Below are 24,910 nucleotides of genomic sequence, written 5' to 3' on the forward strand. Positions count from 1 at the left end.
ATACACTACGTACCTTCGTGAAGGCGTTACCTATCTATACTCCCCCGAATTTTTCCGCATGAAGTTATTTCCGTTGGCCCTGGGCCTGAGTCTGGCTACGGCCACGGTGGCCCTGGCCCAACAGCCCGCCGGTTACCACATCCGCCTCGATCTGGCGCACGTGACCAACGACCGGGTGAAGGTGGTTATCAACACGCCCACCATTCAGGAGGACCAGGCCACCTACGTGATGCCCTCGGTGGTGCCCGGCTCCTACTCCAAGAAGGATTACGGCCGCTTCGTGACGGGCTTTAAGGCCTTCGATAAGAACGGCAAGGCCCTGAAGGTGAAAAACGACGGCCCCAATCTGTTCGTCATCAGCAACGCCCGCCAGCTGGTGCGCCTCGAATACCTCGTAGACGACACCTGGGACGCCAAGCAGGACGACCACTTCATCTTCCAGCCCGGCGGCACCAACATCGATGCCGGCCGCAACTTCACCATCAACCACTACGGCTTCTACGGCTACTTTGAGGGCTACAAAATGCAGCCCTACGAAGTGGAGGTGGAAAAACCGGCCAACCTCTACGGCGCTACCGCCCTGCCCGTGCGCCGTGCCTCGGCCACCCAGGACGTATTCACGGCTCCCGATTACGTGACCCTGGCCGACGGCCCCATTCTGTACGCCCAACCCGATACGGCCAGCTTCAGCACCGGCGGGGCGCGCATTTCGGTGGCGGTGCTCTCGGAAACCGGGGCCGTGAAAGCGGCCGAGGTGAGCCGGATGTTGCGGCCCATGTCGGAAGCCCTGACCAAGTACTTCGGCCAGATGCCGGTGCCGCGCTACCAGTTTCTGTTCTACTTCCCCAGTCTGAATTCGCCCCTGAGCAGCGAAAAGGGCGGCTACGGGGCCATGGAGCACAGCTACTCCTCGCTCTATTTCCTGCCCGAAGTGCCCGACCCGGCCCGCCTGCAAAGCATGGTGCTGGAGGTGGCCTCGCACGAATTTCTGCACATGCTGGCCCCGCTCAACATTCACTCCCGCGAAATCGGGGAGTTCGACTTCCGCAACCCCCAGATGTCGCAGCACCTGTGGCTCTACGAGGGCGTGACGGAATACGTGTCGCAGCTGGTGCAGGTGCAGGGCGGCCTGACCACGCCCGCCGAGTTTCAGGCGCGCATCAAGGGCAAAATCGACAAGGCCGATAAGTACGCCCCGGTATCGTTCACCGACATGAGCAAGCACATTCTGGAGCCGCCCTACAAGGACATGTATGAGAATGTGTACGACAAAGGCGCGCTCATCGGGCTGCTGCTCGATATCCGCATCCGGGAGCTGAGCCAGGGCCGCCAGACCCTGCGCGACGTGCTGCTGGCCCTGCGCGCGAAGTACGGCCCCACCCGCTCCTTCGACGACGCTGCCCTCATTCCCGAAATCGTGGCCCTCACCCACCCAGAAATCGATGCCTTCTTCAGCCGCTTCGTGCAGGGAGCCGAGCCGCTGCCGCTGGCCGAGTCGCTGGGCAAAATCGGGTGGGTGTACCAGCCGGTGGCCAACGCCCGCATCAAGGCGTTTGGCAACCTGGGCTTCGCTTATGACCAGAGTCAGGACCAGTTCCGGGCCGCCAAAACCAAGGCTGCGGAAAATGCTTTCGGTTTGGCCGAAGGCGACGTTATCGTGGCCGTAAACAACCAGGCCCTCACCATGCAGAACGCCGAGCTGCTGCTGCGCCCCCTCGTGGAACCCACTACCGCCGACGCCGTGCGCCTAAAATTCCGCCACGGCAGCGGCGGCGTCGTACAGGAGCGCGAAGCCACACCGAAGGAGTTCGAGGTGCAGGTCAAAAACCTGGTTGAATCCGTGCCCCGCCCCACGCCCACCCAGCAGCAGCTCCAGGACGCGCTGCTGAAAGGATAGGGGAGAAGAACATGTCATTCCGCCGCAGGAGGAATCTGGGATAACTTATTGCGGAGATGGTAGTGATTTCACCCAGATTCCTCCTGCGTCGGAATGACAATTCGATTATTCGACTTACAAACTCAAGATGATCCTACGCGCTGAGCACCTGGTTAAGAAGTACAAGTCGCGCACGGTGGTGAACGATATGTCGCTGCACGTGGAGCAGGGCGAAATCGTGGGTTTGCTGGGACCGAACGGGGCCGGCAAAACCACTTCGTTCTACATGACGGTGGGCATGGTGAAGCCCAACGCGGGCAAGGTGTTCCTCGATGACCGCGACATTACCAAGCTGCCCATCTACCAGCGCGCCCGCCTCGGCATCGGCTACCTGGCCCAGGAAGCCTCCGTGTTCCGCGACCTGACGGTGGAGGAAAACGTGCTTTCGGTGCTGGAAATGACCGATATGTCCAAACAAGCCCAGCGTGATAAGGTGGAGGAGTTGCTCCACGAATTCAGCCTGACCCACGTGCGCAAAAACCTGGGCCGGGTGCTGAGCGGCGGCGAGCGGCGGCGCACCGAAATAGCCCGCGCCCTGGCCGTCGACCCCAAATTTGTGCTCCTCGACGAGCCCTTCGCCGGCGTCGACCCCATTGCAGTGGAGGAAATCCAGGGCATCGTGGCCAAGCTCAAGCACAAGAACATCGGCATCCTCATCACCGACCACAACGTGAACGAAACGCTCAGCATCGTGGACCGGGCCTACCTGCTCTTCGAAGGCAAGCTGCTCAAGGCCGGCACCGCCGAAGAGCTGGCCGCCGATGAAATGGTGCGCCGCGTGTACCTGGGCAAGCACTTCGAGCTCAAGCGTAAGGTGTGATTCGGTTGTCAGTTGCTAGTTGCTAGTTGTCAGTTGTCAGTAAAGAACGTCATTCAGAGCGAAGCGAAGAATCTCGCGTGCTGACGTTGCAAAGACGCATCGACGTTAGCACACGAGATTCTTCGCTTCGCTCTGAATGACGTTCTTTACTGACAACTGACAACTGACAACTGACAACTGACAACTAGCAACTGACAACCAGCAACTGAGTACATGATTGGTACCGTTCTGACCTGGGCCGTGCGCCGCCGCCTGGCCAGCATCGAGCATTTCCGCCAGCATCCGCATGAGGTGCAGCAGCAGCTGCTGCGCCACCTGTTACTCACGGCCCGCGGTACCGACTGGGGTCGCCGCTACGGCTACGCCGATGCGCCCTCGGCCCGCGAGTTTGCCCAGCGCGTGCCCGTCAGCAGCTACGAGGAATTTTATCCGCAGCTGGAGCGGGTGTTGCGGGGCGAGGCCGACGTGCTCTGGCCCGGCCGGGTGGAGTGGTTTGCCAGGAGCAGCGGCACCACCAACGCCCGCAGCAAGTACATCCCCGTCACCCACGCCTCCCTGCACGAGGGCCACTACCGCGCCGGCCGCGACATGACGGCCCTGGCCACCCTGCACTATCCCGAGCTGGACGTGCTGGGCGGCAAAACCCTGTCGTTGGGCGGCACCCACGCCCCCAACCCCCTGCGCCCCGCCGACGCCGGCTCCCGGGTCGGGGATGTATCGGCGGTGATTATGCAGAACCTGCCCGCCTGGGCCGAGTTTATCCGTACGCCCCCGCTGGAGCTGGCCCTGCTGGATGAGTGGGAGGATAAGATTGAACGCGTGGCCCGCCATGTGCTCACGGCCGATGTGCGGGTGCTGGCCGGCGTGCCCACCTGGATGATTGTGCTGCTGCGCCGGGTGCTGGCGCTGGCCGGCACCGACTCGCTGCACGACGTGTGGCCCCGGCTGAGCTTGTTCCTGCACGGGGCGGTGGCCTTCGGACCCTACCGGGAGCTGTTCCGCCAGCTCATCCCGAGCCCCCGGATGCACTACCTCGAAATCTACAACGCCTCCGAAGGCTACCTGGCCCTCCAGGATGAGCCTGACTCCGAAGACCTGCTGCTGCTGCTCAACCACGGCATCTACTACGAATTTTTGCCCCAAAGCCAGTGGGACGAGTCCGAACCCCGGGCCATCGGGCTGGATGCGGTAGAACTCGGCCGGACTTACGCCCTGCTCATCAGCACCAACGCGGGCCTGTGGCGCTACAAAATCGGGGATACGGTGCGCTTTACTTCCCTGGCCCCCTACCGGATTCGCATCTGCGGGCGCACCAAGCATTTTCTTAATGCCTTCGGCGAGGAAGTAGTAATTGAGCACGCCGATGCTGCCCTGGCCGCCGCCTGCCACGCCACCGCCACCACCGTCCGCGACTATACGGCCGCCCCCATCTACTTCGCGGCCCACGACGGCGCTTCCCGGGGCGGCCACCAGTGGCTGGTCGAATTCACCCAGCCCCCCGCCGATACGCGCTATTTCACCGAAGTGCTGGACCATACCCTGCGCCAGCTCAACTCCGACTACGACGCCAAGCGCCACCGCGACCTGGCCCTGACCCTGCCCACGCTCACGGTGGCCCCCGCCGGTACGTTTGAGTGCTGGCTGGCCGGCAAGGGCAAGCTGGGCGGCCAGCACAAAGTGCCCCGCCTGAGCAATTCCCGGGAGTTGCTGGACGAAATCCTCTCCCAACTAAACAAGCAGGTGTAAGTAGCGGAGCCCATTCGCCCTCGCTTCCCATGCCTTCAGCAGCTTTCTCATCGCCCCGGATACTCCTGTCGGGCGCGTTGCTGACGCCGGCCCTCTGCCACCCCAACGGGCACTAAACGGGGCCACGCCCGCTACGGAAACAGCATCCGTTCCCCGCATTTTCTGTTCGGGGATTGGCAGTATTAGGCCGAAACGAGCTGGCCGCTGCCCTGCGGGTAGTAGCTCAACGGCGTGAAAACCGCCACCCCGCTTGCTGTTTCCAATGGAAATACTGCCTGACAGCAAAGTAGGATGGAGAGTGGATGAAGAGAGGAGGATAAGCTGGGCAACGAGCTACAAAAAACACTATTCCCACATCCGCTATCTGGTCACTTGCCGTAGGTTATCCCTAGAATAGTAGCAATCCGGCTGTCGTTTTTGTAATGGATGAGCTTGAGCTATTATTGGAGAAAAGCCTTATATTTCGTTTCGTTCCAGCCCATAATTCCCACGTTATGTCTGCCGTTACTCCCTCAACACACCGCCCGGGCAGCCGCCGCCGCCGCAATTACAGCCGTCTGCAAACTGACCAGAAAGCAGAAACCCGCTCCAAATACATTACGGCCAGTATTCTGGGGCTCATCCTATTTGCCTTGCTGGCCAGCCTGGGCGTTATTGCCGCCAACGCCGGTCATTAACCGCTGCTGAGTTTACATCGTCTGCGACTTTGCCCGCGCCATCTTTGGTTGGCGCGGGCAAAGCCGCCGGCTTCTGGCGTGCTATTCGTCGAGGATGCCACCCACCAAGCCGCCCAGGATACTGCCGCTTTCCTTCTTGGCGTTGCCTCCCGAAGGGGCCAGGGCCTGAATCAGCTTTTTCACGGGCATGGATTGCAGCCACACTTTGCCAGTGCCGCGCAGCGTGGCCAGCAGCAGCCCTTCGCCCCCAAAAATCATGGATTTAAGGCCCCCGGCCCGGGCAATGCTAAAATCGATACCCGGCTCGAAAGCTACTACGCAGCCCGTATCCACCCGCAGCAGTTCGTTGTTGAGCGTCTTTTCGATGATGGTGCCGCCGGCGTGCACGAAGGCGCGGCCGTCGCCGGTTATTTTCTGCAAAATGAAGCCTTCGCCCCCAAAAAAGCCTGCCCCAAGTTTCTGATTGAGGTGAATACTGATTTTGGTGCCTTTGGCGGCGGCCAGAAACCCGTCCTTCTGCACAATCAGGCCCTGGGGTAGGTCGCGCAGGTTGAGGGCGATGATGGTGCCCGGGTAGGGAGCCGAAAACGCCACGTGGGCCTTGCCGGATCCGCCGCGGTGGGTGAAGTGGGTCATAAACAACGACTCGCCCGTGAGCAGGCGCGAGCCGGCCGAAAACAGTTTGCCCATCACGCTCTGGTTGGCTTCCGAGCCGTCGCCCATCTTGGTTTCAAAAGCAATGTCTTCGCTCATGTACACCATGGCCCCGGCTTCGGCCACCACCGTCTCGTTGGGGTCCAGCTCCACTTCGAGCACCTGAATGTCATTGCCCAGGATTTTGTAGTCGATTTCGTGTGACTGCATCAGAAAGAAAAAGGAAAGGGTGAAAGGCTATTGACAAGTATAGCGAAAGACAAATAAAACGCGCCATGAGGGGCATTATGCCGGAGGATAATCCCGCATAATGCCCCCCCATGGCGCGTTTTGGTGCTCGGCTGAACGGCTATTGGTCGTCTTCGTCCGTTACCTCATCTTCGTCTACTTCCTTGCCTCTGGCATCGGCCTTGGGCTGCTTGTTCTTGGCCTCGGTGCTGCTGCGGCGCACGAAATCCTCCTCCGACTCCTCTACTTCTTCCACGGGCAGGTCTTCCTCCGCCTCGTCTTTTTCCCCAAACTGCCCGTCGCGGTTAACCAGCTTCTTGTCGCGGACGTGGCGGTTGAGGAACGTGTTGATTTCCTCGATGGAGTAATTGGAGGTGATTTCGCCCAGCGGATTCACCTTGATTTCGAAGCCTTCCAGCTCCTTATGCACCCGGGCTTTTTTCTCGGGCTCATTCTTTTTCTTTGGGTTGACGGACTTTTTAGCCATGATGCGGGATGCTAGAGTAAAGGGAAGGCGCCGGACCGAAGTCCGTGCCTTCTTGGTACGCAAGCCCCCGCCCGAAGGATACTCCGCCGTCTGCTGGCGGCCGGCCAGTAAAAAGCCCGCCCGACGCAGGTCGGGCGGGCTTGAGTAAGCGGTGATACGGCGGTTTAAGCGGGCAGCGCGGCCACGGCGGCCTTAATGCGGGCGGCCGTTTCCTGGGCGCCCAGGATGTGCATGATGTGCATCAGGTCGGGGCCGGCGGCCTGGCCGGTCACGGCCACGCGTAGGGCCTGCAACACCTGCCCGATTTTCACGCCCTGCGCCTCCAGCACTTCCGTCAGGCGGGCCTTGATGCCCTCCGGCGAAGCGTCGTTCAGCGTTGGCAGCTGGTCAGCAAACTCAGTCAGCGCGGCCGCTACCTGCGGGTTCCACTTCTTACTGATGACCTGCTCATCGTAGTTGCTGGGGCGCTGGAAGAACAACTGGGCCTCCCGGGCTAGGTCGGCCGGGAAGGTAGCACGCTCTTTCACCAGGGCCGCAATCTGCTCAGCTTTGGCGGCGTCCACGGTCAGGCCCTGGGCCGTGAGGTCGTCCATGAGGTAGCGGGCCAGCTCGGCGTCGGGCTTGGCGCGCAGGTACTGCTCGTTGAACCAGCGCACTTTGTTCTGGTCGAAGCGGGCCGGCGACTTACTCACGCGCTCAATCGAGAAGTTCTCAATCAGCTCCTCCATCGTGAACAGCTCCTGGGTAGTGCCGGGGTTCCAGCCCAGGAAGGCCAGAAAGTTGATGAAGGCGTCGGGCAGGTAGCCCGCTTCGCGGTAGCCACTGCTCACGGTTGGCTCGCCGGTCTGGGCATCCGTGCCGTGGAATTCGAGCGGGAATACCGGAAACCCGAGCTTGTCGCCGTCGCGCTTGCTGAGCTTGCCGGTGCCGTCGGGCTTAAGCAGCAGGGGCAGGTGGGCAAACTGGGGCATGGTGCTTTCCCAGCCCAAATAGCGGTACAGCAGTACGTGCAAAGGCGCGGAAGGCAGCCACTCCTCGCCCCGGATCACGTGGGTGATTTCCATCAGATGGTCGTCCACGATGTTGGCCAAATGGTAGGTCGGCATCCCATCGGACTTCATCAGCACCTTGTCGTCGATGGCCGACGAATGCACCACCACCCAGCCCCGGATCAGGTCCTGGAAGCGTACTTCCTCCTTGCGGGGTACTTTCAGGCGGATAACGTACGGGATGTTGTCGGCCAGCAGCTGCGCTACCTCCTCGGCCGGTAGGGTGAGGGAGTTGCGCATTTGGGCGCGGGTGATGCTGTTGTACTGCGGGTTGGGCACCTTGGCGGCCGTGAGGCGGGCGCGCATGGCGTCCAGCTCCTCGGGCGTATCGAAGGCGTAGTAGGCGTAGCCGTCGGTAATGAGTTGGTCGGCGTACTGGCGGTACATGGGCTTGCGCTCACTCTGGCGGTAGGGCGCGTGGGGGCCACCCTGCTCAATACCCTCGTCGATTTCGATGCCGCACCAGCGCAACGCGTCCATAATGTACTGCTCAGCGCCGGGCACAAAGCGGTTCTGGTCGGTGTCTTCGATGCGCAGCAGCATTTTGCCACCCAGCTTGCGGGCCAGCAGGTAGTTATACAGCGCAGTGCGCACGCCGCCAATGTGCAGCGGGCCGGTGGGGCTGGGCGCAAAGCGCACCCGTACTTCTCTTTCCATAAGTCAGTTCGCGGCACCTTCAGGGGTGAAAACCGCGCCACGAAGGTACGAAAGGGGAGTTGGTGAACGGCCCTTCCGACGAAGGACGAATCGAAGGCAATGGTAGCGAACGGCCTCGTTCAACCACTCACCCCAGTTTCCTCCTTCGTTGGAATGACAATTCGTGTATTCTCCGAGTCACGCATTCCCCGTTTTATTCCACTATCAACCCATATTTGCCCAGCAGGCCGGGCAGGCTGGTCAGGGCGAATTGTGCCCTTTTCAGCTCGTTCAGCTCGGGGTCAAGCACGATATCCCGGGTCGTGCGCAGGTCGGCTCCCAGCAGGCGGGTCTGGCTGAATACGGCCCCGCGCAGCTCGCACTCGTCGAACACGGCGTTGGTAAGGTCGGTGCGGGTGAAATCGGCCTCTTGCAGGGAGCAGCCCACGAAGCGGGTGTTGGGCATCACCTTGCCCCAGAAGGAGGCGTAATCGAGCTGGCAGCGGTCGAAATGCACGTCGAAGAGCATGTCGCGGCAGGCCGTGAACTGGAGGCCCAGCAGCTTGCAGCCCTCAAAGGCCACGTTTTGCAGGCCGGTATTTGCCAGCGTGGCTCCGGCCAGGTTGCAGTTCTCAAACCGGCACTCACTGAACCGCCGCCCCGCTAAATCGGCCTGACTCAGATCGAACCCGATAAAGTGGAACTGCTCGAACTCGCGCTGGCCCACCAGCTCGGGCGGGAGCACGCGGTGCAGCACGTTTTCGGGCGGGAAATGCGTGGGTTTGGCCAGGGCTTTGGCCGGTTTGCGGGAGACTGATCGGCGCATTATGGGCGGTTTTTAAAGCTGAGCCAGAGCCCCAAACCCACCAACACGGCTCCGCCCTTAATGGCCCAGGCCACCGTTTGGCCCCAGGTATAAATCCAGTCGAGGAGCGGAAACCGGAAGTTGGCGGGCAGCAGGTACGGGGCCAGCATAGCAATCAGCCCGGCGCAAAACAGAAAGATGCCTAACTCCCGCATGATCTGAAGGTTATAAGTGGGGAAGTTTATAGGTCAGAAAGTGAGTAGACGCTGAGCCGGAAGCATCGGAGGAGTGCTGTCAGAAAGGAGGAAAAGGAGCTAGCAAGCAGACCCAAAGAGCCACTTTCTAACTTCTCAACTCACAAACTTGCCAATTCTCTAGCTCCCCACGGCGATGCAGGAAATTTCAACCTGCACATCCTTGGGTAGGCGACTAACCTCCACCGTTTCGCGGGCGGGGGCATAGTCGGCCTCAAAGTAGCTGCCGTAGATGTCGTTGATAAGGCCAAAATTGCCCAAATCTTTCACGAAGATGCTGCACTTTACCACGTGGCGCAGGGTGAGGCCGGCGGCGGCCAGCACGGCCTGGAGGTTGCGCATCACCTGGTGGGTTTCGGCCGCCACATCACCGCCCCCAACCAGCTGGCCGGTGGTGGAGTCGAGGGCAATCTGGCCCGAAACGTACACGGTGTTGCCGGCCTGAATGGCCTGGCTGTAAGGGCCGATGGGCGCGGGAGCCTGGGACGAAAAAACGATGGTATGGGCCATGCCGGAAGCAGAACTGCGAGTGAGGAAAAGGAACGTCTATCTTTGGGCGAAAGTAAGCCGAAAAACTATGCATCTGTTCATTGTAGGCGGCGAAGCCGTGGAAGCGGAGCTGCGCCGTAAGTTTGGCGAGGCCCATTCCTACGACTTCTGCCCCGCCGCTGCGCCCGATCTGACCGCCCGCCTCGCCGCCGCCGATGCGGCCTTCGACCTGCGCGACTGGCCTGAATTGCACTACGAGCAGCCCCGCCAGCCCCTGTTCTACGACACCACGGCCCGCAGCCTGGCCCAGGTATTCCAGGGCGAAGCGGCCCCGTTCGGTCCGGTGTTCGGTTTCTGCGGCCTGCCCACCCTCCTGGACCGCCCGCTGCTGGAAACCATCCTTTACCGCCCCACCGATGCCGCCGAGCTGGCCGCCACCTGCGCCGCCCTGGGCACCGACTACCGGCTGGTGCAGGACCGAGTGGGCCTCGTCACGCCCCGCATAATTTGCATGATCATCAACGAGGCCTGCTACACGTTGCAGGAGGGTACTGCCTCCATCCAGGATATTGACTTGGGCATGAAGCTGGGTACCAATTACCCCCACGGCCCCTTTGAATGGGCCAATGCCATCGGCGTGAACCGGGTGTACGAAACCCTGGAGGCCCTGTATCAGGACACGCACGAGGAGCGCTATAAAGTGTGTCCGCTGCTCAAAACCATGTACCTGCGCGGAGAGCAATTCGCACTGTAAAACCAACCCCGCCGACGCCCTACACGCAAACTGCCGCCCTGGAAGCTTCCGGGGCGGCAGTTTTTGTATGCGAATTCGGTTAAGGCAACTTACTCCACCGTCACCGACTTGGCCAAGTTACGGGGCTGGTCGACGTTGCAACCGCGCAGAACGGCAATGTGGTAGGAGAGCAGCTGCAGCGGTACCACCGACACCAGCGGCATGAGCGCCTCACTGGTGGCCGGCACCTCAATAGTGAACTCGGCCATAGCCGGAATGACGTCGTCGCCTTCAGTTACCACGGCAATGATGCGGCCTTTGCGGGCCTTCACCTCTTGGATGTTACTTACTACCTTCTCATAGGAGCTGTCCTTAGTCGCAATGACCACCACCGGCATATTCTCGTCGATCAGGGCGATGGGGCCGTGCTTCATTTCGGCGGCCGGGTAGCCTTCCGCGTGGATGTAGCTGATTTCCTTGAGCTTCAGGGCACCTTCCAGGGCCACGGGGAAGTTGTAGCCCCGGCCCAGGTAGAGGAAGTTGGTGGAGTCTTTGAAAATTTCGGCAATCTGCATGATTTCCGTATTCAGCTCCAGCGCTTTCTCCACTTTGGCCGGAATGGTGCTCAGCTCCACCATCAGCTCGCGCAGGCGGGTGTCGGTGAGCGTGCCCCGCTTGTGGCCCACAATCATAGCCAGCAGCGTGAGTACCGTCACCTGAGCCGTGAAGGCTTTGGTAGAGGCTACACCAATTTCAGGACCGGCGTGCGTGTACGCGCCGGCATCGGTGGCGCGGGCAATGCTCGAGCCCACCACGTTGCAGATGCCGAAGATGGTTGCGCCGCGGCTCTTGGCCAGTTCCAGGGCGGCCAGCGTATCGGCCGTTTCACCGCTCTGGGAAATGGCAATTACGATGTCGCGCTCCGTAATCACGGGGTTGCGGTAGCGGAACTCCGAGGCGTATTCCACTTCCACCGGAATCCGGGCCAGGTCCTCCAGCAGGTACTCGGCCACGAGGCCAGCGTGCCAGGAGGTGCCGCAGGCCACAATCAGGATGCGGTCGGCATTCACGAATTTGCGCTCGTAAGCCCGCACGCCGCCCATGTTCAGGTGACCGGCTTCCAGCTCCAGACGGCCGCGCATGGAGTCGAGAATCGAGCGGGGCTGCTCGAAAATCTCCTTCATCATGAAGTGCTCGTAACCGCCCTTTTCGATGCGGTCCAGCTCCAGCTCCAGCTTCTGAATGTAAGGCGTCTGCTTCACATCCTCGCGGCTGCGCAGGTCCATTTCCCCATCCTTGATAACGACCAGCTCATAGTCGTTTACATACACTACTTCGTTGGTGTACTCGATGATGGGCGTAGCGTCGGAGGCGAGGAAAAACTCGTTTTCGCCGATACCTACTACCAGTGGAGAGCCCTTACGGGCTGCAATCAGCTGGTTGGGGTTGTCCTTGCTCAGCACCACAATGGCGTAAGCGCCTACTACCTCATGCAGGGCTAGGCGTACGGCCTGCTCCAAAGAGCATTTGTTCTTCTTTTGAATCTCCTCAATCAGGTTCACGAAAACTTCCGTGTCCGTATCGGAGTGAAACACGTGGCCCTGCTGCTGCAAGTGCTTTTTCAGCGCCGCGTAGTTCTCGATGATGCCGTTATGGATGATGGCAATCCGCTCCGAAGTGGAGTAATGCGGGTGGGCATTCACATCATTGGGCTCCCCGTGGGTGGCCCAGCGGGTGTGGCCCATTCCAATGTGGGCGTGCGTATTCTTCTCCTTGATAAAACCCTCCAGATCGGCTACTTTACCTTTCTTTTTGTACACGGTGAGCTGGTTATCGTCAAGCAAGGCGACGCCAGCCGAGTCGTAGCCGCGGTATTCCAGCCGGCGCAGACCTTTGATGATGATGGGGCAAGCCTCACGGTACCCGATGTAAGCGACAATTCCGCACATAATGTTTTGGGTGGTTCAGAACAGAAACTTCCGAAAAAGAAAGCAAAAATCGGGCGGCAACGGCAAAAGCCGTGCCGCCCTGTTCGGCAAGTTCCGTTAGCGGCCGCAGCTGCTAGCGGAGCTTGGAGTAATACACGCGCAGTTTAAATTCGTTAGCGTCCAGTTGAGCCCGGTTCAGGTTCAGGCTGGTAGCAGAGCGCAGAATGGGAGACAGCAATAAGCCTGTCGGGAGTTCCCCATCCAGCCGATTCTGGAGGTATGCTTGCAGGTATTCCGTAACCGAAACGGTATAATACTGAGCGGGGTTTTGTCCCAGCGGAAAAGTTGCCGCCGCAGGGGCTCCTACCGTTGTAGGACTCGCCCGGAAAGTAGACCCGTTCGACAGCTTGACAATGCCTTCTACCTGAATTAATCGTTCCGCAGTACTGACCCCGGAGGTCCGAATGAGGGGTTGATTGGCATCGTTCACTTCGTACAGGTACAGGCCGCTGTTGTACGGGAACAGTCCGTTGCTGAATTGCTTGATGGGAATCAGCAACTCAGCACGGTTGATAGCCAGTGTTGCATCGTCGCGCAACGCATCCAGGCCCTGAAACTCAATCCGGGTGGCCAGTCCTACACCTTCCTGCACATACGTCAGGCCGTTTGTCGCAGCCGAGGGAAGAGCCGTTTGCGGGGTGAGCCCCGCTAGAGCCGTCCCCGCGAAGGAAGTGGTAATCTGAGTGAAGTACTTCCCGTCGCTGTAGCTGCCGGTTAAAGGAGGAAGGCTAGCCAGATAGAGCGAGTAGTTCCGGGCTCTCACCTTCCCATCGGCGCTGGTACCCCGAAAGTAGAAAACTACCCGGGCCGAGGGGGTGCGGGGAAAGCCAACGATATTGGCCGTGTGCCCGTTGGCGGGCTGTAGCAGGAAGCCTTTCCAGATGGCATCAAGACCACTCTGGCCAAAAGCAGCGTTTTGCATCGCCACGAAAAGCGAGTTGGCCAACGCAGCGGTACCTGCCGATTTCAGGAAAGGAATGCGTATCGTCCGGTCGGGTACCTGAACCGTAATAACGGTCGTGGTCGTGTCCGTACTATTGCCGGACTGCACGCGCTGCTTAACCGTTTTGTTGCGGTTGAGCGGGGCTTCAAAGCCGGTAAGAAGGGCATTATCGGTTGCCGCCGAGGACTCCGACGTATAAATAGTCCGCTCGTCGAGGGGCCGTTGCAACGGCAGCAGGTCCAGCCGCAGGGGCCGCGCCGCCGAGCCGTACACCTGGTCGAAGGGAAGGTTCAGGATGACGGAATCCAGCCGAAGCGCCGTGTATTTGGCGGGCAATGAATCCGGGCTGGACAAGGCCAGCAGGTTCATAAAGGTGGAAGCCGTGGTGGTGCCCACGTACGCATCCTGCAAACGGCCCACTAAAAACTGATCTGCCTTAACCGTTTGCACGGGTTGCTGCCGGACGGTAGAAGCCCGCAAGGGTAGATCAAGGTAAGTAGCCGAAATGGGGGAGGTACCGGGCAGGTCGAGGCCTAAGTCGTTGGCCTTTTCGCAGGACGTAGCGAAACTGAGCAGACCGACGGCACAGAGGGAAACCGAAGCAAGTCGGCTGGCACTAGTTGGCCAATTCATTATACAGCGCGTAGTAAGACGTCAGCAGATTGTCGTCGGCGGCAACCTGCTCGATTTGTTTTTTGGTCGAGTATTCCGTGAACAGCTTGTTCAGGTTCTCGCTGAAATCCTCATCGGATTTTACCACCGTATCGGCATACTCCATTCCTACTTTGATGAAGCCCCCGAAATCGGCGGTTTTCAGCGAAGCCAGCATGTCGTCGTCAATGTCCAGCATTTTGGCCTTCTCCACGATGTCGCCTTCAAACTTGAAATCGAACTCGTTATTATAAATGGTGAAGACCGATTTGGCATCCTTGAAAATCGGGTCCTTCTTGTAGGTCGTTTTCAGATACATCGGAATCAGGCCCGTCATCCAGTCGTTGCAGTGCACGATATCCGGGGCCCAGCCCAGTTTCTTCACCGTTTCGAGCACGCCTTTGCAAAAGAAAATTGCGCGCTCATCATTGTCGGAGTGGAACTTATCGTTTTTGTCGACCAGTACGGACTTGCGGTGGAAGTAATCTTCGTTGTCGATGAAGTAAACTTGCAGCTTAGCATTCGGAATAGAAGCCACCTTAATAATGAGGGGTTTCTCATCTTCACCGACCGCGATATTAATTCCCGATAGCCGAACTACTTCATGCAGGCGGTTTTTACGTTCGTTAATGATGCCGAAACGGGGCACAAAAATGCGGATTTCCATCCCCATTTCCTGCATTCCCTGCGGCAGTCGCCGCAAAAACTCTGCTACCTTGGTGGTTTGCAAAAACGGGTTGATTTCCGTGGCAGCATAGAGTATTCTCAACTTGGACATATAGAGTCAGTTGGGGTTATTGGGAAAGGGCAACACTTTGGGATGCACAAAATTAAGCATTTTTGAGGGAATTTTCAATCTGGTCCGGTTACCGGCTCGCCCAAAAGCCGCTTTTACTCTATGGAGATACTCAATACGGCTGCCGCGTTGCAAGTCCAGACCGAAATCTGGCGCCAGCAGGGCCAGCGCATCGGTCTGGTACCCACGATGGGTGCTTTGCACGAAGGCCATCTGCAACTGGTGCGGGCCGCCGCCCGCGAGTGCGAGGTGGTCATTGCCAGCATCTTCGTCAACCCCACGCAGTTCAATAACCCCGATGATTTCCGGCTCTACCCGCGCCTGCCTGAGGCCGATGCGGCCCTGCTGGCCCCGGCCGGCTGCACGGCGCTGTTTCTGCCTTCGGTAGAGGAAATGTACCCGCGCCCCACGGCGCTGCACTTCGATTTTGGCGCCCTGGAGCGGGTGATGGAAGGCGAGCACCGGCCGGGCCATTTCAACGGCGTGGCTACGGTAGTGAGCAAGCTGTTTCACCTGAGCCGCCCGCACCGGGCCTACTTCGGGCAGAAAGATTTTCAGCAGGTGGCCATCGTGCGCCAACTTGTCAGCGACCTGTCGTTTGACCTGACGCTGGTGGCCTTTCCTACGGTGCGGGAAGCCGATGGGCTGGCCATGTCCTCGCGCAACCGTCGGCTCAATGCCGAGGCCCGGGCGGCCGCCCCCCGCCTGTACGAGGGTCTGCAACTGGCCGAACGGCTGGTGCGGGCTGCCCAAACAGAGCCGGCTGCGGTACACACTGCCGTAACCGACTTTCTGGCCACAGTACCGGGCCTGGAGCTGGAATACATGGCCGTAGTGGATGCGCACAGCCTCCAACCCCTGACGAACTGGTGGCCCGGCCGGCCGGTGGCCCTGTGTCTGGCTGCCCACCTGGGCGGCGTGCGCCTGATCGACAATGTAGTGGTGGACCGGTGAGCCAACTGCCCGGTTTGCTTCCCCGGCTCAACTCCCCGGTTTGCCTTGCCTATCTTTGCGGATAATCGTCCACCCGCTTTTCATGTCATGCATATCGAGGTTCTTAAGTCGAAAATTCACCGCGTAAAAGTTACGCAGGCGGAGCTGCACTACGTAGGCAGCATCACCATTGATGAAGACCTGCTGGATGCCGCCAATATGGTGGAAAACGAGAAGGTGACCATCGTCAATATCAACAACGGGGAGCGGTTCGAAACCTACACCATCAAAGGCGAGCGGGGCTCGGGCATGATCTGCCTGAACGGCCCGGCCGCCCGGCGCGTGGCCGTGGGCGACATTGTCATCATCATCTCGTACGGGCTGATTGACTTTGCCGAGGCCAAAGCCCACCAGCCTACGGTCATTTTCCCCGATCAGCACAACCGCCTGACCTGATACGGGCTTCTGGCCGCTGCCGGCCCCGTCCGGCCGCCGGAACGGGTAGCCCGGCGCGGCGCGCCCGCCATCCTTCACCTGACAACCAAACTACGTTATGAAGCAACTGCTCAACGTTATCAAATACACGTTGCTGCTGGCCGTATCGGGGCTGCTGATGTGGTACGCTTTGCAGGGCCAGGACCTGAGCCGCATCGGCGAGTACGTGCGCGGGGCCAACTATTGGTGGCTGCTGCTGACGATGGTGCTGTCGGTGCTGGGCTACTTCAGCCGGGCCTACCGCTGGAAAATGCAGATTACCCCCACCGGCCACCAACCGCGTTTCTGGGACGTGTACCATGCCATGATGGTGGGCTACCTGGCCAACCTGGTGCTGCCGCGCATGGGCGAAGTCATCCGGTGCTCGGTGCTGCGGCGTACCAGCGGCGTACCGGTACAGGTGGCCCTGGGCACGGTAGTAACCGAGCGCGTGATTGACGTGCTGGTGCTGCTGGGCCTGCTGGGCGGCACGCTGCTACTTGATTTCACTACCTTCTGGGCCTTTGTGACCGATAAGGTGCTGGCCGGCCGCTACGATGCGCTGGCCCGCAACCCCGCGCCGCTGGTGCTGGCCCTGGGCATTGCCACGGTGCTGCTGCTGGGCCTGGCCTACGCTGTGTTCCGCAACCTGGAGCGCCTGCGCCAGAACGCGCTGTTCAACAAAACGATGGGCTTCGTGAAGGGTATCATCGCCGGGGCCTTCAGCGTGCTGAAGCTGGAGAACAAGGGTCTGTTCCTCTTTCACACCTTCTTCACCTGGGCCGTGTACTACCTCATGGACTATCTGGCCTTCTTCGCCTTCCCCGATACCTACGACCTGGGCATGCGGGCCGGGCTGGCCGTACTCACCTTCGGGGCCTTTGGCATGGCCGCGCCGGTGGCCGGTGGCATCGGGCCGTTCCACATCATGGTGCAGGGCATTCTGCTGGCCTACGGCATCAGCAAGGAAGCCGGCATTGCCTACGCGCTGGTGGTGCACGGCTCCCAGACGCTGCTGGTGGTAGTGATGGGCGGCATCAGCTTCGCCGCCAGCATGCTCAAATCCGGTAAAGCGTCGGAGTTCCAGGAAGAAGAGGTGGGGCAGTTGGAAAGCGAAGGGACCCCGAGGTAATACCAAGCCGCTATTCTGCCCATCGTCGCGAAGGCCCATCTGCCGCCCGAACTTCTCTGCTTACAAACTTCTCCAACTACGCTATGTGGGCAAAAGATAAAATTATCGACCGGGCGGCCCTGCTACCGGTGGTGGCCGCCTGGCAGGCGGCCGGCGAGCAAGTAGTGTTCACCAACGGCTGCTTCGATTTGCTCCACCTCGGCCACGTTGATTACCTGGAAAAGGCCCGCCACCTGGGCCAGCGCCTGGTGGTGGGCCTGAATACGGATGCTTCGGTGAGCCGCCTCAAGCCCGGCCGGCCCTTGCAGGACGAAGTGTCACGCGCCCGGGTGCTGGCCTCGCTTTTGTTCGTGGACGCCGTCGTGCTGTTCGACGAGCAAACGCCGCTGGCCCTGATTGAAGCCCTGCGGCCCGATATTCTGGTGAAGGGCGACGACTATGCCCTCAGTGGAATTGTGGGCCACGAAGCCGTGTTGCAGAACGGTGGCCAGGTGCTCACCGTACCGCTGGTGGCCGGCTACAGTACCACGCGCATCGTGGAGCGCATCAGCCAGCAGCTTGCCGGTTAGCGGGGCGGCCCCGAAAGGCCGCCTGCTCGCCCCGGGCCGCAGTCATTTCCAACTCTTCCTTCTCCCATGATGTATTCCCTGAGCCCCGCCTATATCATCGTCATCATCACGATGATTGCCAGCTGGCTGATTCAACGGCGGCTGAAAAGCAAGTTTGAGCGGTATTCGCAGGTCGGCTTGCAAAACAACCTTTCCGGCCGGCAGATTGCCGAACTCATGCTGGCCGACCACGGCATCACCGATGTGCGCGTCATCAGCACCCCCGGCCGCCTCACCGACCACTACAACCCCGCCGATAAAACGGTGAACCTGAGCGAAGCCGTGTACGAGCCGCGCAGTGCCGCCGCCGCCGCCGTGGCCGCCCACGAGTGTGGCCACGCCGTGCAGCACGCCACCGCCTATAGTGCCCTCAAGTTCCGCTCGGCCCTGGTGCCGGCTTTGAGCGCCGTGTCCCGCTTCATGCCCATTCTGCTGTTTGCCGGGGTGTTTCTGCTCAACCGGACTCCTTATCCGCTGATAGCCGGGGTCGTCTTGTTCTCGCTCACCACCCTTTTCAGCTTCGTAACGCTGCCCGTGGAGTTCGATGCCTCCAAGCGCGCCCTGGCCTGGATGGACAAGCGCCGCATCGTGACCACCCAGGAGCACGTTATGGCCAAAGATGCCCTGTGGTGGGCCGCCATGACCTACGTAGTAGCGGCCCTGGGCTCCCTGGCCACGCTGTTCTACTACGCCACTATGCTCATGGGTCGCCGCCGCGACTAGCCGCACCGGATCTGGCAAACCAGCAGCGCCACTCCGGTTTCGGGGTGGCGCTGCTGGTTGTAAGCTGGGCCGGAGTTGTTGGAATTCTGCAAAAGCCCAGGCTGTTGCTGCGGGCCGAAAACCAGGAGCCGGCAATCTGCCGGGGCGCTACTGACAGATAGTTTGGTGGCTGGGAAACAAAAAACCGGCCCTGGGCCTTATAAAACCGTTCGCGGAGAAAAAAACCAGTTCATCTACCTAATCTCCAAAAGCTGTACGTTAATTTTGACGCGGCCCGCGAATTTACGCTCGGCCGCCCCCTGATACGTTTTTCCATCCCACCCCACTTTCACCGCATGGATTTCCAGCTCACCGAAGAACAATTAGCCGTTCAGGCTGCCGCCCGCGAATTTGCCCAATCCGAACTCTGGGCCGGCGTAATTGAGCGCGACGAACACCAGAAGTTCCCTGCCGAGCAGATCAAGAAAATGGGCGAGCTGGGCTTCATGGGCATGATGGTTAGCCCCGAGTACGGGGGCGGCGGCATGGATACCGTGAGTTACGTGCTGGCTATGGAAGAAATCAGCAAGGTGGATGCCTCCTGCTCCGTTATCATGTCGGTGAACAACTCGCTGGTGTGCTGGGGGCTGGAGAAGTACGGCAACGAGGAGCAGAAGCGCAAGTACCTGCCGGGCCTCACCTCGGGTGAAATCATCGGCGCCTTCGCCCTCTCGGAGCCCGAAGCCGGCTCCGATGCCACCATGCAGCGCACTACGGCCGAGGATATGGGCGACCATTACCTGCTCAACGGCACCAAAAACTGGATTACCAACGGTACCACCGCGTCGGTGTATCTGGTAGTGGCCCAGACCAATGCCGAGGCCAAGCACCGTGGCATCAACGTGCTTATCGTCGACAAGGGCATGGAAGGCTTCGTGACCGGCCCCAAGGAGAACAAGCTGGGCATTCGGGGTTCCGATACCTGCTCACTTATGTTCACCGATGTGAAGGTGCCCAAGGAAAACCGCATCGGGGAGGACGGCTTCGGCTTCAAGTTCGCCATGCAGGTGCTGGCCGGCGGCCGCATCGGTATTGCCGCCCAGGCGTTGGGCATTGCCTCCGGTTCCTACGAATTGTCGCTGAAATACTCCAAGGAGCGTAAGGCTTTCGGCGTGCCGATTTCCCAGCACCAGGCCATCCAGTTCAAGCTGGCCGACATGGCCACCAACATCGACGCCGCCCGTTTGCTGTGCCTGCAAGCCGCCCACGATAAGGACGCGCATCAGGATTATGCCAAGTCGGGTGCTATGGCTAAGCTATTTGCCTCCAAAGTAGCCATGGACACGGCCGTGGAGGCCGTGCAGGTGCACGGCGGTTATGGCTTCGTGAAGGAATACCACGTAGAGCGCTTCATGCGCGACGCTAAAATCACCCAGATTTACGAAGGAACTTCCGAGATTCAGAAAATTGTAATCTCGCGGGAAATATTAAAATAACGGGCGAATTGCCTAAAAGTCAGAACTGTTGCACAAAACCCAGCCTTTTTTAGGCTGGGTTTTGTGTTTGTGTGAATTTTTATATGTTATTTTGCATTAGATAAGTATGGGATACCATTTGCCACCCACACCTGAACAATTTCACCCGCCCGTTAAAGATGGAAGATTATAATAAAGTGATAGAGTCGCTGGGTGTTCGATACATCAAGGCGAAAAACCTCGTACTCCAGCAGCCGTTCACGGTTCGCAATTCCTACGACGTTGGCAATAATCTGATCCTGCTGCACAAGGGCCGCGTTTCTTTCGGCGATGAGGAGCAGGTGGTAGAAGAGGGCGAGATGCTGTTCATCCCCGGCGGCCGCGCTACCAAGGTAACCTACGGCGAAACGTCGAGCAAGAGCATCACCAACGACGACCTGATTACCAACAAGGACAAGTTTTTCCACTCTAACTCCGACCTCGACCTGATCGGGGATGCCGAGGAAAGCCACTCCTTCGTGAGCTTCGAGGCCAAGGTGTTCGATTCGGTGAACTTCTTTGCTTCCCTGGACGTGCCGGCCTTCCTGATCACCAACAACTCCAAGCTGGCTAATCTGGTGATCAAGGTGGTGGAAGAAAGCCTCCAGGAGCTGCCCGGCCGCGAGCGGCTGATTACGATCTACACCGAGAATATCGTGGTGGAAATCGTGCGCTACATCCTCAAGAACAAGATGTTCGTGGAGCAGCTGGCCACCAACAGCACCTATTTCAAGGACCCGCGCCTGATCGACCTGTTCAACTATATCAAGGAGAACATCGGTGGCGACCTCTCGAACAAGGTGCTCTCGGGCGTTGCCAACGTGAGTGAGGACTACGTGGGCCAGTATTTCAAGATGCTGACCGGCATCAACCCCCAGGACTACATCGAGTACCAGCGTATGGAGCGCGCCGTGTTCCTGCTTCGCACCACCAAAAAGAGCATCCGCGACATCGGTAAAGAGGTGGGCTACAAGGATACCGCTTATTTCTGCCGCCGCTTTAAAATGATGTTCGGGATTCCGGCCGGCAAAATGCGCCGCCGCGAGTCGGCCATGAATATCTGATCACGGGTTAGCACGGATTTTAACGGATTCCACGGATTTCGTAGACGCTTAAACAGCCAACGCTGCCGCTCCATCTGGAGCGGCAGCGTTGGCTGTTTAATGTTCAGCAGCTAAAGTTGACTTGCCACTAACTTGTTAAGACCTTACAGCTTGGGCGTACTGCGCACGGAGTCGTCCACAAAATCCGTGGAATCCGTTAAAATCCGTGCTAATCCGTGATCCTGGTTGAACTGACGGACAGTGCGCGACATGTCGGCCAGGAAGCTCGGCTCCTTTTCAATCTGGTTGCCAATAACGATGACGTCGGCACCCGCCTGAAGGGCTGCCCGGGCCTTATCCACGGTGTTGATGCCGCCCCCCACGACGAGCGGCACATCCACGGCCTGGCGTACGGCCCGGATCATGGCCGGGCTAACCGGGTACATGGCCCCACTGCCGCCATCGAGGTACATCAGGCGCAGGCCGAGCTGTTCGCCCGCCATGGCGGTACAGGCCGCAATGGCGGGTTTGTCGTGGGGCAGGGGTGTGGTACCGCTGATGTAACTGGCCGTGGTCTGGCGGCCGGTATCGACCAGCATGTAGCCGGTGGGCAGAATCTGGAGGTTGCTCTGGCGCAGCAGGGGCGCGGCAATAACGTGCTGCCCGATCAGGAAATCGGGGTTGCGACCCGAAATCAAGGACAGCAGCAGAATCCCGTCGGCCTGGTCGTCGAGGTGCAGGCTGTGGCTCGGGAACAGCAGAACCGGCACGGCCGAACGGCTCTTGATAAAACGAATGAGGGCAGCCTGGCGCGAACTCAGCACCAGACTGCCACCCATAAAAAAGAAATCTACCGCGTGTTGCTCACTCAGGTCAAGCAGGTGCCGGCATCCTGCCTCATCCAGATTGTCCGGATCCAGCAGCACGGCCAGTGACTTCTGGCCGTGGGCACGGCGGTGGCTTAACGTATCATGCAGGCTGGTGAGGCGCATCCGCGTCGTCGTGGTGGTAAGTAAAATCGATGTCCCGGGTTTCCGGCTCCGTGTGGTTTGCGCCCGGAGTCGCAAGGTCGACATTTTTGAGGACTGGCAAATATTCGCCGGCCTTCTTCGCCACGTAGGCGATGAGCACGGCGGACGCCTGGGCTATCAGCATTTTGCCCGTATCGGACTGCATAAATGCTTTAAAGGCCGACGCCATAATGGAAGACGCTTCCGAAGAATGGTCGGCTTCCGGGCTGGGGGTCTGGTACTGGTTGCCCGCGTAAGTATCCGGCTGCTCGTCTGGGGTGGGGGTACCGGAAAACGAGTTGGACGGGCCGGCATCGGGGCGGGGGGCGCGGGATGTCTGCTGATGACCCGCCCCAAAACCCAGATCATCCGCCACGGCAGTGTCTACGGTGGTGGAGGGCAGGGGGCGCAGCCGCCGGCCGCCGGCAGTCAGGCGTTTCTGGGCACGCCCCGATTGTTCCTTCAGGCCCTTGGCCTTCTGGCTACGGCCTCCAAAGGCTTTCGATACCAACCAGATGCCACCCAATACACTGGCCCCGATGGCGGCATATTTACCGACCTCCAGGGTTTTGGTTTTGATTTGCTCGACGTCGCCGCGTAAAGCGCGCTCGTATTCCAGCTTCTGGCGTTCCAGAAACTCTTTTTCATCCTCAAACAGGGGGTTGTGCAGATCGGACATGGAGGGAGGTTAGGCTTGGCGTTTGTCGGATTTGTAAATAGTGTCGTTCAGCAGCTTGTCGGCCAGACCCTGGAAGGCTTTCTTGTCAACGCCCACGATAAAGACGATCAGCACGGCCAGGTAGAACGCGGCCACGATGCCAAAGCCCCAGTACGGGCTGTCCAGCACGTCGTTGAGCAGAAGAGCCACGAACAGGTTAAGGAAGACAAAGAATAACAGCCCAATAACGGCCATTGCTACTCCGTGCATCACGCTCACGAAGGTGGTCTTCGCTTTTTCCTGCGCTTCCAGCCGCAGAATATCGATGCGGGTATCGAGGTAGCCCATCAGATTCCCCATCAGGTTATCGGTGCGGGGCGTTTGGGAAGTGTCTTCTTCGGTGGAGAAAAGGCCCATGGGGAGACTATTTGCGGAGAACAATGTTACAGAATACTGGCGCGGGAAAGTACGCGGCCACGAAATACGCGGTAGTCGTCCATACGGAAAAGGCGGCGGCGTGTCTGAAATTGAGTTACTTTTACTCTATAGCGCGGTTTCCTTGAGTCAGAATCACTACCAGGTATTGGGGCTTGCGGCCACGGCTTCGGCCCAGGATATCCGGCTGGCCTACAGGCGGCTGGCCGTGCAGTACCACCCCGACAAACACGGCGGCAACACGCTCTACGAGGAGCTGTTTAAGGCCGTGGCCGCCGCCTATCACGTGTTGGGCCACGAAAGCCGCCGCGCCCACTACGACCAGCAGCTGCGCCAGGCCGCCCGTCAGGCTGCGGAGGTGCGCCGCCAGCAGGAGTACCGCCACCAGGGCCAGCGGGTGTACGGGGTGCCCATGCCGCCGCCCGCCCCGCTGCGCACCCGCCGCCCGGCCGGAGCCCACGAGCGGCACTACCAGCCTATTGCGTCCCAGCAGGTGAAGTTCACGCGGCGCGACTACTGGCTGACTGCCCTGCTTGGCCTGGGCCTGCTGCTGTTCATTGCCTCCGTCAAGATTACGATGGACCACGTTTCGGGGGGGCGCAACTACGGGCGTGGGCTGCGGGCCTACGTGCGCCACGACTGGGCCGGGGCGCACGGCTACTTCACCGACGCCCTGCACTTCAGGCCCGGCTACTACCCGGCCCTGCGGCGGCGGGCCGAGGTGGAGCAGCTGGGCCTGCGCGAATACGCCTCCGCCCGCACCGACTTCCGGGCCGCACTGCGGGAAGCTCCGCCCGCCGAGCAAGGGGCGCTGTGGCTGCGGCTGGGCCAGTGCGAAGCCGCCCTGCGCCGCCCCAAAGCCGCCCAGGCCGCCTACGCCCGGGCCACTCAACTCGATAGTACCCTGGCCCGGGCCTGGCTGCTGCGAGGCGAAGCCCGGCTGTTCGGGCGGCTGCAGTTTGGGGAGGCGGCCCGGCAATTCACCCAAGGACTGCGTTTCGCCCCAGCCAACTCGCGGCTGCGGGGCCAGCTGCTGACGTACCGGGGCCTGGCCCGTTTCAAGCAGCAACAGTACGAGGCGGCCCAGCAGGACTATTGGGAAGTACTCGATATTACGCCGCGTAGCGGGCAGCTGTATTTTTTGCTGGGGCGGGTGGCCCAGCAGCAGCAGGACCCGGCCCGGGCCTGCGACTATTTTGGGCGGGCACTGGTGCAGGGCTACGGCTTCGCCCGGGCCGCCCGCGACACCACCTGTGCTGGCCGTTAGCGTGGGGTTGGGCTTCCACCTGGGGATGGTATGTTAGCGCCCTGAAACAACAGCCTGCTCATTTTTATTTGATCCGCGCAACACTTCCGCCGACAATAGGGCTACCGCACCAAATAGGGTGATTTTGGCTGGGATGGTACCTTCGTCAGATGAACTTGCACCACCATTTTGCCGACGTCCAGGACTTTCGCGTAGCGGGTCGCTGCTCCCACGCCCTGAGCGACATTTTGCTTATCGTCCTG

The 24,910-nt window shown here is 60.0% G+C and carries 25 protein-coding genes; 13 read left to right on the plus strand and 12 right to left on the minus strand.

Going from position 1 to position 24,910, the window contains the following annotated elements:
* Positions 1 to 58: 58 nt before the first annotated feature.
* From D0T11_RS15415 to D0T11_RS15430, 4 genes are all read left to right on the plus strand, one after another.
* Positions 59 to 1,897: a M61 family metallopeptidase gene (locus D0T11_RS15415; RefSeq protein ID WP_119656691.1), complete on the plus strand. Its 1,839-nt coding sequence runs from the start codon at positions 59 to 61 to the stop codon at positions 1,895 to 1,897.
* 127 nt (positions 1,898 to 2,024) lie between these two features.
* Positions 2,025 to 2,756, plus strand: a complete 732-nt coding sequence (lptB, locus tag D0T11_RS15420; RefSeq protein WP_119656692.1) for an LPS export ABC transporter ATP-binding protein — start codon at positions 2,025 to 2,027, stop codon at positions 2,754 to 2,756.
* Between the two features lie 213 nt (positions 2,757 to 2,969).
* Complete coding sequence (locus D0T11_RS15425) at positions 2,970 to 4,502, plus strand: GH3 auxin-responsive promoter family protein (protein ID WP_119656693.1); 1,533 nt, start codon at positions 2,970 to 2,972, stop codon at positions 4,500 to 4,502.
* Between the two features lie 494 nt (positions 4,503 to 4,996).
* Complete coding sequence (locus D0T11_RS15430; protein WP_119656694.1) at positions 4,997 to 5,179, plus strand: hypothetical protein; 183 nt, start codon at positions 4,997 to 4,999, stop codon at positions 5,177 to 5,179.
* Positions 5,180 to 5,260: 81 nt separating this feature from the next.
* Here the strand turns inward: D0T11_RS15430 and D0T11_RS15435 are convergent, their stop codons facing one another.
* The 6 genes from D0T11_RS15435 to D0T11_RS15460 all read right to left on the minus strand — a co-directional run bounded on the left by D0T11_RS15435 (position 5,261) and on the right by D0T11_RS15460 (position 9,802).
* The gene (locus tag D0T11_RS15435) at positions 5,261 to 6,043 is read right to left on the minus strand and encodes a TIGR00266 family protein (protein WP_182888440.1); all 783 of its coding nucleotides are present in this window, start codon (positions 6,041 to 6,043) and stop codon (positions 5,261 to 5,263) included.
* A gap of 139 nt (positions 6,044 to 6,182) precedes the next feature.
* Positions 6,183 to 6,548, minus strand: coding sequence for a hypothetical protein (locus D0T11_RS15440; RefSeq protein ID WP_119656696.1), 366 nt, complete (start codon positions 6,546 to 6,548; stop codon positions 6,183 to 6,185).
* 164 nt (positions 6,549 to 6,712) lie between these two features.
* A complete protein-coding gene (gltX, locus tag D0T11_RS15445; RefSeq protein ID WP_119656697.1) occupies positions 6,713 to 8,254 on the minus strand; it encodes a glutamate--tRNA ligase in 1,542 nt (513 codons plus the stop codon).
* Between the two features lie 193 nt (positions 8,255 to 8,447).
* Entirely contained in the window at positions 8,448 to 9,059 is a 612-nt protein-coding gene (locus D0T11_RS15450) for a pentapeptide repeat-containing protein (RefSeq protein WP_119656698.1), read from the minus strand.
* Positions 9,059 to 9,253 (minus strand): hypothetical protein, encoded by a 195-nt coding sequence (locus D0T11_RS15455; RefSeq protein WP_119656699.1) that lies wholly within the window; start codon positions 9,251 to 9,253, stop codon positions 9,059 to 9,061. Before D0T11_RS15455 ends, D0T11_RS15450 begins: the two co-directional genes overlap by 1 nt.
* Before the next feature lie 159 nt (positions 9,254 to 9,412).
* A complete protein-coding gene (locus D0T11_RS15460; protein ID WP_119656700.1) occupies positions 9,413 to 9,802 on the minus strand; it encodes a RidA family protein in 390 nt (129 codons plus the stop codon).
* 67 nt (positions 9,803 to 9,869) lie between these two features.
* On the opposite strand from D0T11_RS15460, the gene D0T11_RS15465 reads away from it, so the two are divergent.
* Positions 9,870 to 10,535 (plus strand): 3-hydroxyacyl-CoA dehydrogenase family protein, encoded by a 666-nt coding sequence (locus tag D0T11_RS15465; RefSeq protein WP_119656701.1) that lies wholly within the window; start codon positions 9,870 to 9,872, stop codon positions 10,533 to 10,535.
* An 89-nt stretch (positions 10,536 to 10,624) separates the two neighbouring features.
* Here the strand turns inward: D0T11_RS15465 and glmS are convergent, their stop codons facing one another.
* The 3 genes from glmS to D0T11_RS15480 all read right to left on the minus strand — a co-directional run bounded on the left by glmS (position 10,625) and on the right by D0T11_RS15480 (position 14,874).
* Positions 10,625 to 12,463: a glutamine--fructose-6-phosphate transaminase (isomerizing) gene (gene glmS / locus D0T11_RS15470; RefSeq protein WP_119656702.1), complete on the minus strand. Its 1,839-nt coding sequence runs from the start codon at positions 12,461 to 12,463 to the stop codon at positions 10,625 to 10,627.
* A gap of 112 nt (positions 12,464 to 12,575) precedes the next feature.
* Positions 12,576 to 14,078, minus strand: coding sequence for a DUF4270 family protein (locus D0T11_RS15475; protein WP_119656703.1), 1,503 nt, complete (start codon positions 14,076 to 14,078; stop codon positions 12,576 to 12,578).
* Positions 14,062 to 14,874: a glycogen/starch synthase gene (locus D0T11_RS15480; RefSeq protein ID WP_119656704.1), complete on the minus strand. Its 813-nt coding sequence runs from the start codon at positions 14,872 to 14,874 to the stop codon at positions 14,062 to 14,064. Before D0T11_RS15480 ends, D0T11_RS15475 begins: the two co-directional genes overlap by 17 nt.
* 120 nt (positions 14,875 to 14,994) lie before the next feature.
* Between D0T11_RS15480 and panC the strand changes: the two genes are divergently transcribed.
* The 7 genes from panC (at position 14,995) to D0T11_RS15515 (ending at position 21,319) form a co-directional block, all read left to right on the plus strand.
* Positions 14,995 to 15,846, plus strand: coding sequence for a pantoate--beta-alanine ligase (gene panC, locus D0T11_RS15485; RefSeq protein ID WP_119656705.1), 852 nt, complete (start codon positions 14,995 to 14,997; stop codon positions 15,844 to 15,846).
* A gap of 87 nt (positions 15,847 to 15,933) precedes the next feature.
* Positions 15,934 to 16,281, plus strand: coding sequence for an aspartate 1-decarboxylase (gene panD, locus D0T11_RS15490; protein ID WP_119656706.1), 348 nt, complete (start codon positions 15,934 to 15,936; stop codon positions 16,279 to 16,281).
* Between the two features lie 97 nt (positions 16,282 to 16,378).
* The gene (locus D0T11_RS15495; RefSeq protein WP_119656707.1) at positions 16,379 to 17,431 is read left to right on the plus strand and encodes a lysylphosphatidylglycerol synthase transmembrane domain-containing protein; all 1,053 of its coding nucleotides are present in this window, start codon (positions 16,379 to 16,381) and stop codon (positions 17,429 to 17,431) included.
* A gap of 83 nt (positions 17,432 to 17,514) precedes the next feature.
* Positions 17,515 to 18,000: a D-glycero-beta-D-manno-heptose 1-phosphate adenylyltransferase gene (rfaE2, locus tag D0T11_RS15500; protein ID WP_119656708.1), complete on the plus strand. Its 486-nt coding sequence runs from the start codon at positions 17,515 to 17,517 to the stop codon at positions 17,998 to 18,000.
* A 69-nt stretch (positions 18,001 to 18,069) separates the two neighbouring features.
* Positions 18,070 to 18,762 (plus strand): zinc metallopeptidase, encoded by a 693-nt coding sequence (locus D0T11_RS15505; RefSeq protein ID WP_119656723.1) that lies wholly within the window; start codon positions 18,070 to 18,072, stop codon positions 18,760 to 18,762.
* A 335-nt stretch (positions 18,763 to 19,097) separates the two neighbouring features.
* The gene (locus tag D0T11_RS15510; RefSeq protein ID WP_119656709.1) at positions 19,098 to 20,237 is read left to right on the plus strand and encodes an acyl-CoA dehydrogenase family protein; all 1,140 of its coding nucleotides are present in this window, start codon (positions 19,098 to 19,100) and stop codon (positions 20,235 to 20,237) included.
* Positions 20,238 to 20,395: 158 nt separating this feature from the next.
* Positions 20,396 to 21,319 carry a helix-turn-helix domain-containing protein gene (locus D0T11_RS15515; RefSeq protein ID WP_119656710.1) on the plus strand — a complete coding sequence of 308 codons (924 nt, stop codon included), beginning with the start codon at positions 20,396 to 20,398 and terminating at the stop codon, positions 21,317 to 21,319.
* Between the two features lie 143 nt (positions 21,320 to 21,462).
* On the opposite strand, the gene D0T11_RS15520 is transcribed toward D0T11_RS15515, so the two are convergent.
* From D0T11_RS15520 to D0T11_RS15530, 3 genes are read right to left on the minus strand one after another with little or no spacing between them, the layout of a single operon-like run.
* Positions 21,463 to 22,290 carry a geranylgeranylglyceryl/heptaprenylglyceryl phosphate synthase gene (locus D0T11_RS15520; protein ID WP_119656711.1) on the minus strand — a complete coding sequence of 276 codons (828 nt, stop codon included), beginning with the start codon at positions 22,288 to 22,290 and terminating at the stop codon, positions 21,463 to 21,465.
* Complete coding sequence (locus D0T11_RS15525; RefSeq protein WP_119656712.1) at positions 22,268 to 22,987, minus strand: hypothetical protein; 720 nt, start codon at positions 22,985 to 22,987, stop codon at positions 22,268 to 22,270. The genes D0T11_RS15520 and D0T11_RS15525 overlap by 23 nt, the downstream gene beginning before the upstream one ends.
* Positions 22,988 to 22,996: 9 nt before the next feature.
* The gene (locus tag D0T11_RS15530) at positions 22,997 to 23,383 is read right to left on the minus strand and encodes a phage holin family protein (RefSeq protein WP_119656713.1); all 387 of its coding nucleotides are present in this window, start codon (positions 23,381 to 23,383) and stop codon (positions 22,997 to 22,999) included.
* Between the two features lie 142 nt (positions 23,384 to 23,525).
* Here D0T11_RS15530 and D0T11_RS15535 point away from each other — a divergent pair, with 142 nt between their 5' ends.
* On the plus strand, positions 23,526 to 24,668 hold the full coding sequence (locus D0T11_RS15535) for a J domain-containing protein (RefSeq protein ID WP_182888441.1): 1,143 nt from the start codon (positions 23,526 to 23,528) through the stop codon (positions 24,666 to 24,668).
* Positions 24,669 to 24,910: the final 242 nt, after the last annotated feature.

Origin of the sequence: Hymenobacter rubripertinctus, assembly GCF_003583925.1 — a bacterium.
Lineage (GTDB): Bacteria > Bacteroidota > Bacteroidia > Cytophagales > Hymenobacteraceae > Hymenobacter > Hymenobacter rubripertinctus.